At 59.0% G+C, this 10,246-nt stretch carries 8 protein-coding genes; 1 reads left to right on the top strand and 7 read right to left on the bottom strand.

What is annotated here, in order from left to right; genetic code table 11:
• Positions 1-194 precede the first annotated feature (194 nt).
• From I2D41_RS04475 to I2D41_RS04445, 7 genes are all read right to left on the bottom strand, one after another.
• A complete protein-coding gene (locus I2D41_RS04475; RefSeq protein ID WP_195363676.1) occupies positions 195-1,310 on the bottom strand; it encodes an SIS domain-containing protein in 1,116 nt (371 codons plus the stop codon).
• 193 nt (positions 1,311-1,503) lie between these two features.
• A complete protein-coding gene (locus I2D41_RS04470) occupies positions 1,504-2,217 on the bottom strand; it encodes a GntR family transcriptional regulator (RefSeq protein WP_195363675.1) in 714 nt (237 codons plus the stop codon).
• Positions 2,202-2,969 carry a GntR family transcriptional regulator gene (locus I2D41_RS04465; RefSeq protein ID WP_195363674.1) on the bottom strand — a complete coding sequence of 256 codons (768 nt, stop codon included), beginning with the start codon at positions 2,967-2,969 and terminating at the stop codon, positions 2,202-2,204. Before I2D41_RS04465 ends, I2D41_RS04470 begins: the two co-directional genes overlap by 16 nt.
• Before the next feature lie 38 nt (positions 2,970-3,007).
• Positions 3,008-3,496 carry a hypothetical protein gene (locus tag I2D41_RS04460; protein WP_152067822.1) on the bottom strand — a complete coding sequence of 163 codons (489 nt, stop codon included), beginning with the start codon at positions 3,494-3,496 and terminating at the stop codon, positions 3,008-3,010.
• 413 nt (positions 3,497-3,909) lie between these two features.
• On the bottom strand, positions 3,910-4,848 hold the full coding sequence (locus tag I2D41_RS04455; RefSeq protein ID WP_195363673.1) for an AEC family transporter: 939 nt from the start codon (positions 4,846-4,848) through the stop codon (positions 3,910-3,912).
• A gap of 325 nt (positions 4,849-5,173) precedes the next feature.
• Positions 5,174-7,702 carry a phosphoketolase family protein gene (locus I2D41_RS04450; protein WP_195363672.1) on the bottom strand — a complete coding sequence of 843 codons (2,529 nt, stop codon included), beginning with the start codon at positions 7,700-7,702 and terminating at the stop codon, positions 5,174-5,176.
• 204 nt (positions 7,703-7,906) lie between these two features.
• On the bottom strand, positions 7,907-8,935 hold the full coding sequence (locus I2D41_RS04445) for a LacI family DNA-binding transcriptional regulator (protein ID WP_195363671.1): 1,029 nt from the start codon (positions 8,933-8,935) through the stop codon (positions 7,907-7,909).
• A 183-nt stretch (positions 8,936-9,118) separates the two neighbouring features.
• Between I2D41_RS04445 and murB the strand changes: the two genes are divergently transcribed.
• Complete coding sequence (murB, locus tag I2D41_RS04440) at positions 9,119-10,081, top strand: UDP-N-acetylmuramate dehydrogenase (RefSeq protein WP_195363670.1); 963 nt, start codon at positions 9,119-9,121, stop codon at positions 10,079-10,081.
• Positions 10,082-10,246 lie beyond the last annotated feature (165 nt).

Below are 10,246 nucleotides of genomic sequence, written 5' to 3'. Positions count from 1 at the left end.
GCGTCGTAGCCCTCGTCGGCGACCTTGTCGGCGAGCGCGGTCATCTTCTTGCCGGTCTCGTAGAGCGCCTTGCCGTCCTCGAGATAGCCCTCCTGGTCGAAATGCATGATCTCGATCTTCTCGGTTTCCTTCATTTGTCTCTCCTTTCTGGGGTTGTTTCCACATCCCCCATGCCAACGGGCATCAAAACCCGCTTACATTCCGTAACACTCAGCCGCTTTGGCCTTAAGCGCATTGACTGACTCTTCGTAGCCCTCTGCCTTGACCTCCATTTGCTTGGAGACGGCATCGAGATACGGGTGCACGTTCCATGACTTCAGACGCTCGGCGATCATGGCCGCAATCGTCTGGAAGAACACAAGATTGGGAATTGCGCTGAGCAGCGGAGCCACCTGAGGCACCGCAACCTCGTGAGCCCTACCCTTGGGATGGGCCGTGAGCAGCACCGTTTTTGCCGTAACGTTCGATAGCGCATCGGCGATATTCGCAAGACGCTCCGACCCCTGCGGATCGTCGACGATAAACACCAGATAGCCCGGAACGATCTGCATTTCGGGACCGTGGACGAACTCCTCGCCTTCGTGATGCATGGCAGGAATCTTGATGGTCTCGCTCAGCTTGAGCGCCGCCTCCTCGGCAACACCGTAGTTGGGGCCGTTGCCGACGACCATGGCGGGCATGTGCTCAGAAAGCTCGAGCATGTGGCCTTGGACATATGCCTCGGCGGTCTTGCACATCACGGCATTGGCCTGGATAGCCTCGCGCAGGTCGTCAAGACGCTGGGCAACGCCTTTGGCGTCAACCGTTCCGCGCGCCTGACCGCCGTAAATACCAAAGAGTACCAGATACTCAACGAGAACCTCGACGCCCAGAGTCACAAAGTCCACCGACTCGACGCCCACACCGTAGTCAAGAACGATGTCAGCGTGTTCCTTGATGGGTGCCTCGACGTTTGCCGTGAGCGCAACTGCAGCCATATCGTGGGCGCGCATGTAATCGAGCGCCGCAATCGTATTGGTCGAATAGCCGCTCTGGGAAATGGCAATGTTGAGCGCGTTTTGCGGATAGGTGTGCTCGAAATCGACAAAGGCCTCAGGCGTCACAACGGACACCTGCATCTGCAGCGCATCCTGCAGATAATCACGGGCGCAATCGGCGGCATGGCGGGACGAACCCGAAGCAACAATGCGCAGCGCTTCAAAGGATGCGGACTGGAAAATCTCGACGAGCCGGCTTACAAGCTCGGACGAACGCTCGAGGTTCTCTCCCATACGCACATGGGCAAGCTGAACGTAATCGAGCATCTTCATCGTCTCACCTCGTAACAAATCATTAGTATTTGATACCAATCACAGTTACAGGTTACGGCTTTTTGATACCTCTTTGTCGATTAATTTATCCCCATCGGCGAACGGTCGATTTTGAGCCATGTAAGGTTGTATATACAGCTGACCCAACGATCAAAACTGGTTAGTTTCCCAGCCGTTATTCACAAAATACCAGCTAGTACGTATAGGTGTAGCCGCCCGTATCGCCACGATTGAAGGACTTTACATACTCGATAGCCTGACCGCTCGCGTCATAGCTCACGCATTCCAAAAGCAAAACAAGATCGCCCTGTTCCAGTCCAAGGAGGCCGGCATCTCGTGCGCCCAGTGCCCCGATATCGAGCTTTTCCTGTGCCATGACTGGCTTTCGGCCCAGCATCTCATAGGTCTCGTACAAACTGAAGACCGACACGTCAATATCTTCGATGGTTGGGAACAGCAGGCAGGGAATCAGCGCCGTCTCAATCGATACGGGGCTACCGTTTATGCAGTTCAGGCGTCGAACGGAATAGAGCAGGTCGTCCTCGGCGATGCCAAACAGGTCGGCGTAATATGGCCCCGCATAACGCTTGGAACGCGCGAGAATACGGACGGACGGCTCGCCGCCCGAAGCACGGACCGATTCACGGAAACCGGCCGTGCGTTCAAAAAAAGCAGGTACTTTCTGCGCCACAAAGGCACCTTTTCCCCGAACACGGCGAATCTGCCCGCGCCGAACCAGCTCATCGACAGCGCTTCGGATGGTCAAGCGTGTCGTACCAAATTCCTCGGCGAGGTCTTTTTCGGACGGAATCATGGAACCCGTGGGATATGCACCGCGCTCGATACGTTCCTCGATGCAGCGTCGAATGCGCATATAAACCGGGATGGCATCTACTGTTTCAGCCATTGTTCACCTGCCACGCTCCTCATGCCATTCTTTTCACCGTTATCGGCAAAGCGGAACTTCGTGGGCAAAATCACCGATTTGCAATGCTCCACAAAGCGCATGCCCCCATCGAATTCAATCGTGCTCTCATAGAACACCGGCGTCCCCTCTTCTTGTTGGAGAAGCTCGGCCTCTTCGGCGTTTAAACGCGAGATCGAGATATGCTCACGTCCATGCTCAACGCGCACGCCGCCTTCTTTGAGCAAGACGTCGTAAAGGCTCTCGCACTCAAAATCGTGCTCGATAAGCGATGGGCACAGGGACAGGTTAACGTGAGCCGTCTCGATTGACGCCGGCTCGCCCTCAATAAGTCGAACGCGCTGCATGCGAAGCAAAGGAGCGCCTACAGCCACCCCAAGCTTGTCGGCAAGCGCCTCATCCGCCTCGATGGTCCCGGTGGAAACCAGACGAGAAGAGGGGTGCAGGCCGGCAGTCCGCACAGCATCGGAAAAGTTATACGTTTCCTGGAAGATGTTCAGCGGCTTGGGAGGACACACATACGTACCCGATCCGCGACGGCTCTCGAGCGTTCCACAAGAGATGAGCCGCGTGATACCGGCGCGCAACGCCGTACGCGAAACGCCAATCTCTTCGCACAGCACGCGCTCGGCCGGTAGGCGATCACCGCCGGCAAGCTGATGGTGCTGGATATACCAAAGAATTCCCTCAACAGCACGATCTTTGGGGGGGATTGCATAAGATTCGCCTGCCATTGCACAGACTCCTCATTCAGAAACGTATGCCGCCAAAATTAGGCCAGCCCTCCCATGGCATCAAATTCGGCCTTGATCTTCTCGGCGACATTCCGATACGACTTATATAGACTTGAATCGCGTTTAACTTCGTCGGTCATAACGGGAATCTCTAATTTGGAAACCTCGTCTTTTCCCGTCTGAACCGCCACAACAACGCCCATACCAAGACACATATTACGCTTGGCGGCATTCATTTTTGCCGCCTTAGCGGGATTTGCCAGGATACGCTGGGCAAATTCCTGTTTTGAGACCACTTCCTCGGCCTCCGGATCGCCCGCCTCGGCTACTTCGCACTGCAACACGTCCGCATAGTCAAAAATCTTCGGCTCGCCGCCGCGCTGATGCACGGCCCACTTGCGACGCGTGGCATCCTGGTAGATAGCCGGCAAAAACGTAAACCGCGGCGGGTCCAAAATCGTATCCGTGATGGTAAACACATCGGGATCAAAGGCATCCTGCGGGTTTTTCTTCTTGAACAGACCCATATCAGCCTCCCGTACTAGTATTAAACAACTCAGACCAAATATAGCACCAATTTGAAGTTGCAACGGCAACCCTTCGGTACACGGCGGCAATCACGCGCTCAGCGGAAAAGTGTACGGGCGAGGGCCGGGGTGCCTGCTTTGTTTTGAGAAGTGGGCTCCGCGAACTTCTCAAAACAAAGCAGGCACCCCGGCCCCGGCGATGTATTTCGGGCCGACCATAGTTAGACGCGCGGTTTCCAAGGCAGCAACAACCATGTCCCCAATACATTAAAAAATATCAGCCCCCGCATATCGAAACGGTCGAGAGGGCCGCCTCCGGGCGGGTGCCTTCCTCTGAGAAGTTCGCGAAGCCCACTTCCCGGAGCAAGGCAACCCACCCGGAGCAGGGCCCAGCGCGAGACCGTCCCGAATGCCTACCCGCACAGCATGGTTACTAGGGGGATGGTCAAGATGGAGCAGATGATCGACAGGAAGGTGCACTGCATCATGGGGCGGGCGTCTTTGCCGTATTGGAGGCAGTACAGTGTGCCGTTGCTGCCAACCGGCATTGCCATCTCGAGGACGAGTGTTGTGATAAACATGGGCGTCATGCCCGGCCACACGCGAGCCACGGCAAGACACGCCACGGGCACGACAACCAAACGGAATGCAACGGCGACATAGGCGCGCCAGTTGGTAAGCATATCGAGCGGATGATACTTGGCAATAGACGAACCCATGAGTAGCAGCGCCGCCGGGGTGGTCATGGTGCCCACGATGGAAATCGAATCGCCCAGCACGCCCCAATCGGTCCAACCCGTCAACACGATCACGAGCACAACAAGGCTCGCGATAAGGCCGGGGTTTTTGCAACAAGCGGCAAGGTTTCGCAGTTGCTTCTTCAGGCCGCCTCGTGTGCCACTAAAGAGCATGACACCGACGGTAAACATAAATATGTTGAGGGGGATGAGCGCAATCGAAGCATAGAGCAGCGCCTGCTTGCCAAGCACCGCCTGAACAACCGGAAACCCGATAAAACCGGCATTTCCAAAGAGCACGGCAAAGCGATACGAGCACTCGGTTCCCTTAGGCACACGAAGGACAGCGGTAACGGCAAACGCGATTACGATCGCCACCACATACATGACAATAGACAAACCCATGAGCGAAAACGTATCGGCAACGCTCGGCAGCTGCACATCGTCACCCAGCGCCGACGAAAGCACCAAGCACGGCAACGCCACCTGAAGCAGCAGACGCGAAAGCTCGCGCTCAAACTCAGCCTTCATAAATCCCAGCTTGGAGATACACCACCCCAACAGGATCGGCAAAGAGACCGTCACCATCTGCAACGCCACGCTCGTAAAGCTCATCTACTCCCCCTCTTAGCTATTCCACGAGGGCCGGGGCGGCCTGGTTAGGTTTGGGAAGTGGGCTTCGCGAACTTCCCAAACCTAACCAGGCCGCCCCGGCCCCGGCAATGTAATCCTAGCTGACCAAAGTTAGATGCGCAGTCTCCAGGGCAGCATCAGCAAAGTCACCATTGCATTAAAAATTTTCAGCCCCGCAAAACGAAACGGCCGAGAGGGCCTGCTCCGGGCGGGTGCCCTTCCTCGGGGAAGTTCGCGAAGCCCACTTCCCCGAGGAAGGGCACCCGCCCGGAGCAGGCCCCAGCGCGAGACCGTCCCGGATGCCTACTTACTCGTTGTCGCCCGCGGTCATCTGGGTTGCGGAGAGCGCGCCGTCGGCTGCGGTTGCGGCAGCGGCGTCGGGCCAGACCCAGTCGGTAAAGGCCGGGTGATCAAAGCCCTCGTCGCACGCGAACTCAAAGGCCTCGGTGCGGAAGGCCTCCCACTCATCAATCTGCTCGGCAAACTTATCGGCGTCGACCATGCGCAACACGTCGGCGGCCAGGGCCCAGCGGTCCATGTTATTCAGGCGCAGCATGTCGAACGGCGTGGTCGTGGAGCCCTTCTCCTCGTAGCCGTGAACGCGGAAGGCGTCATGGCCGGGGCGGTTCCAGATCAGGCGGCGAATCGTGCCGGCATAGGCGTGGAAGGCGAAGAGCACGGGCTTCTCGCCGCAGCCGAACAGCTCAGCCCAGCGCTCATCGCTCATGGCCTGGTCATTCTCGCAGACGTTCTGAATCTTGAGCAGGTCGACCACGTTGACGAACCAAACCTTGATGCCCAGCTCGCGCAGCATATCGGTTGCCGCCAGGGCCTCGAGCGTCGGCACGTCGCCGCAGGTGGCGACCACGACATCGGCCTCGGCGAGCGAGTCGGCGGTCGATGCCCACTCCCAGGTCGCGACGCCCTCGGCGAGCTCCGCCTTGGCCTCATCGACCGTCTGGAAAGTCGGGGCGGGCTGCTTGCCGCAGAAGATGGCGTTGACGCAGTCGGTGGACTGGTAAACGCGCTCGGCAACGGCAAGGGCCATGTTGGCGTCGGCCGGATAGTAGGCATTCACGATATGCGTATCGTTGGCCTTGTTGAGCAGCAGGTCGATAAAGCCAGGGTCCTGATGCGAGAAGCCGTTGTGGTCCTGACGCCAGACGTGGCTCGACAGCAAAATGTTGAGGCCGCTGATGGGGGCACGCCACGGAATCTCGCGCTTGGTGGCCTCGAGCCACTTGCAGTGCTGGTTGACCATGGAGTCGACCACGTGAACAAAGCTCTCGTAGGAGCTCCACACACCGGAGCGGCCGGTGAGCACGTAAGCCTCGAGGAAGCCCTCGCACTGGTGCTCGGACAGCTGCTCAACGACCTTGCCGGAGCCGGCCAGCAGCTCGTCGTTGGCCTCATCCTCGTAGAAGCCGGCATCCCACTGCTTTTTGGTCACCTTGTAGGCAGCCTGCAGGCGGTTGGACGCGGTCTCGTCGGGACCGAAGATGCGGAAGTCGTCCATGTTCTTAGCCAAGACATCGGCGGTGTACTCACCAAAGACGCGGGCGGCCTCGGTGGAGCCCCAGCCGTGGCCCTTCTCGGCAACGGGAATCTCGTGGGCGTGGATATCGGGCAGCTCAAGCTCGCGACGCACCTTACCGCCGTTTGCGTTGGGGTTGGCGCCGATGCGCAGCTCACCGGTCGGCATAAAGGCCGTCACCTCGGGGCGCACCTGGCCCTCGGGCGTAAAGAGCTCCTCGGGCTTGTAGGAGCGCAGCCACTCGCGAAGCACGCGGAAGTGCTCGTGGGTGTCCTTGGCGCTCGCCAGCGGCACCTGATGCGCGCGCCAGGAGTCTTCGGTCTTCTTGCCGTCGATCTGCTTGGGGCAGGTCCAACCCTTGGGCGTGCGGAACACGATCATGGGGTAGGCCGGACGGACCACGGTCTTGCCCGCGGCGGCCTGGGCCTGAGCGGTGGCCTTGATGTCGCAGATCTCGTCAAAGACCTTTTCAAACAGGGCGGCGAAGCGCTCGTGGATGCTCGCATGGCTCTCGTCGTCAAAACCGGCGACAAAGAAGTGCGGATTATAGCCCATGCCCTCAAAAAACTTGGTGAGTTCTTCGTCGGACACGCGGGCAAGGATAGTGGGGTTGGCGATCTTATAGCCGTTGAGATGCAGGATCGGCAAAACGATACCGTCGGTTGCCGGGTTCACGAGCTTGTTGGACTGCCAAGAAGTCGCGAGCGGACCGGTCTCGGACTCGCCGTCGCCCACCACGGCCACGGCCAGCAGGCTCGGGTTGTCCATGACGGCGCCATAGGCGTGGCTGAGCGTGTAGCCGAGCTCGCCGCCCTCGTGGATGGAACCGGGCGTCTCGGGCGCAAAGTGGCTCGGAATGCCGCCGGGATAGGAGAACTGGCGGAAGAACTTCTGCAGGCCAGCCTCGTCATCGGTGATGTCGGGGCGAATCTCGCGGTAGGTGCCGTCGAGCAGCGACTGGGCAGTACCGGCGGGACCGCCGTGGCCAGGACCCATCAGGAAGATGGCGTTCTGGTTGTGGTCGGCGATGAGGCGGTTGACGTGGCCGAACAGGAAGTTGATGCCGGGCGTGGTTCCCCAGTGACCGACCAGGCGGTGCTTAACGTCCGGACGACCAAAGTCACGCGTCTCGCCGGTCTTCTCGTCGACAAAGTCAGCACGCATCAGCGGGTTGGAGCGAAGGTAAATCTGGCCGACGGACAGATAGTTCGAGGCACGCCAATACAGGTCGACACCCTCGAGCTCGGAAGCCGGAACCTCATGTCCCAGTTTTTGCCACGGCGTTCCCAGTGTTTTAGCCATTGTTTATGTCCCTTCGCTGCGCGGTCACCCTCCGATACGGCAACCTTTCGTTGGGACTAGTATATTTGCTAAAACGTTTTATCAAGGTGAAAAAACGTTTTATCATCCTTATTTGCCTTATGAATCGGCAAAACGAGACATTCACCTGCGGCATTGCCTGTCACAGGTACTTCACAATCGATCTCTACGAATTGATAAACGTGTTTAGTTGTGTTTAGTAAGCTCGAGCACGCTGTCCTTTACGATGAGCGCAGGCTCCAAAACCACCTCTTCGGCACGCCTGCCGCCCTTGCCGGCAAGCCGCTTGGACATGCAGCCAAAAGCATGCTCGGCGAGCACACCCGGATCCTGCTCAATCGCCGTCAGCGCTGGCTCAAAGAGAACGTCGGCCGCCGAGTTGTCATAGCTTACGACCGAAATGTCACCCGGAATGCTCTTCCCCATCTCGTGCAAGCGCTTGAGCAAACCGAGGGCAATGTTATCCGAGCTTGCAAATACGGCGGTGGCGTCGGTCGCGAGCACCGCCTCCGAGGCCTCGTAGGCGCTCGGAATGTAGTACTCGCTCTCAAACTCCAAACGTGCGTCGATAGGCAAGCCAACCTCGCGCAGCGCGCGCTCATAGCCGGCAAGTCGTTTACGCCCCGTATTGGAACGGCGTGCGTTAACCAAGCAGGCAATGCGACGGTGGCCCTGCTCGATCAGATAGCGGGTGGCCATGTAGCCACCCATCTCGTGGTCGAACATCACCTTGTCGCACTCGAGCCCCTCAATGGCACGGTCGACCATCACGGCAGGGATAGGCAGATGGCTGACTTCTTCGCGCAGGGCGCGGTCGTCGGAGAACTCGTCACCCACCACCAGAAAGACACCGTCGACGCCGCGCGTCACCAGCTGGCGCAGCAGCTCCAGATCGTCGTCGGCACTTCCGCCCGAGCTGGTAATAAAGAGCGCATAGCCGTCCTCGCGGCAGCGCTTTTCCAAGCTGCCGGCAAGCGAGGCAAAAAAGCGGCTCTCGATGTTAGGGACGATAAGGCCCAGCGTGCGCGACTCGCGCATGACCAGGCTACGCGCAATCTGGTTGGGAACATAGTGGTTGCGCGCCGCGACCTCTTTGATGAGCTTGCGGTTTTCTTCCGAGATGCGACAGGGCCGATTATTGAGCACAAGCGAGACCGACGAGGGGGAAAGCCCCACCTCCTGGGCGATCTGCTTGAGGGTGACTTTGTTGGCCATCTCGCTCCTTCCGGGTTTACGCGCAATCTCTTGAAAGTATAGCGACTACCCCTCTACCTCGGTGATAAACACTTTACCAATCCGGTAGACGGCTGTTTTATCGCCGCCAGCGCACCAAATCCGTCCGGGTGGGGTATATTGCAATCGATTGATGACAACGACCACCAAAAGGCGGATATTCGTATGCACGAGAACGACTTTTTTAACGAGGACCTGCTGTGCGCACTTGCTGGCGTTGCCGGCGAGGACAACGTGTTGATGAGCGAGCCCATGCGCGAGCACACCACGCTTAAGATCGGCGGCCCGGCCGACGTCTTTGTCACGCCCGATACTGAGCAGGGCCTCGTCGCCACGCTCGATACCTGCTATCGCTGCGACCTGCCGCTTACCATCGTGGGCAACGGCTCCGACCTGCTCGTCGGCGACAAGGGCATCCGTGGCGTCGTCGTGGCGCTGGGCGAAGGCCTCTCCGACATTACGGTCGACGGCACGCACGTCACGGCGGCGGCCGGCGCCTTGCTTTCCGATGTCGCCGCGGCGGCAGCCGAGGCCGGTCTCACCGGCATGGAGCCCATCTCGGGCATCCCCGGATCGGTCGGCGGCGCCTGCTACATGAACGCCGGTGCCTACGGTGCCTGCATGGCCGATGTGCTGGAGTCCGTGCGCGTCTACAAACCCGCTCGCCAGCTCGACGACGGCACCCGCGGCAGCGGCAACATCATCGAGTTCGATGTCGACGAGCTCAACCTGGGCTATCGCAAGAGCCGCATTGCCGACGACGGTTTCATCGTGCTTTCGGCCACTTTCAATCTCGCCCCGGGCAACGCCGCGATGATCAAGGCCGACATGGACGACTACCGTCAGCGTCGCGAGGACAAGCAACCGCTCGACATGCCGAGTGCCGGCTCCACCTTCAAGCGCCCCGAGGGTTACTTTGCCGGCAAGCTCATCATGGATGCCGGCCTGCGAGGACACGCCGTTGGCGGCGCGCAGGTAAGCGAAAAGCACTGCGGCTTTATCGTCAACGCCGACCACGCCACCGCCGCCGACGTCGACGAACTCATCCGCGACATCCAAGCCAAAGTCAAAGAGCAGTTCGACGTAGACCTAGAACCCGAAGTCCACCGAGTAGGCGAATTTTTATAAAAAGAAGGCCCCGAAAGGGGCCTTCACCATATTTATTCAGATAACCCAGTCCGGTGTGTCGCGCCCCGAACCCGAGAGGGCCGCGTGCCCGCCCGCAATATATTTGATTGATCGCGAGTTCCGCACGCAAAGAAGGCCACTTAATGTGGCCTTCGTCTTGCGCAG

It is taken from the genome of Collinsella aerofaciens (genome assembly GCF_015552075.1).
Classification (GTDB): domain Bacteria; phylum Actinomycetota; class Coriobacteriia; order Coriobacteriales; family Coriobacteriaceae; genus Collinsella; species Collinsella aerofaciens_Y.
The sequence above is the reverse complement of the archived record's forward strand: the minus strand, read 5'-3'. Positions and strand labels throughout refer to the sequence as shown.

Bases quoted from the DNA above. Each gene is read 5' to 3' on its own strand.
- I2D41_RS04475 (WP_195363676.1), bottom strand. From the start codon at position 1,310: ATGAAGATGCTCGATTACGTTCAGCTTGCCCATGTGCGTATGGGAGAG.
- I2D41_RS04470 (WP_195363675.1), bottom strand. From the start codon at position 2,217: ATGGCTGAAACAGTAGATGCCATCCCGGTTTATATGCGCATTCGACGC.
- I2D41_RS04465 (WP_195363674.1), bottom strand. From the start codon at position 2,969: ATGGCAGGCGAATCTTATGCAATCCCCCCCAAAGATCGTGCTGTTGAG.
- I2D41_RS04460 (WP_152067822.1), bottom strand. From the start codon at position 3,496: ATGGGTCTGTTCAAGAAGAAAAACCCGCAGGATGCCTTTGATCCCGAT.
- I2D41_RS04455 (WP_195363673.1), bottom strand. From the start codon at position 4,848: ATGAGCTTTACGAGCGTGGCGTTGCAGATGGTGACGGTCTCTTTGCCG.
- I2D41_RS04450 (WP_195363672.1), bottom strand. From the start codon at position 7,702: ATGGCTAAAACACTGGGAACGCCGTGGCAAAAACTGGGACATGAGGTT.
- I2D41_RS04445 (WP_195363671.1), bottom strand. From the start codon at position 8,935: ATGGCCAACAAAGTCACCCTCAAGCAGATCGCCCAGGAGGTGGGGCTT.
- murB (WP_195363670.1), top strand. From the start codon at position 9,119: ATGCACGAGAACGACTTTTTTAACGAGGACCTGCTGTGCGCACTTGCT.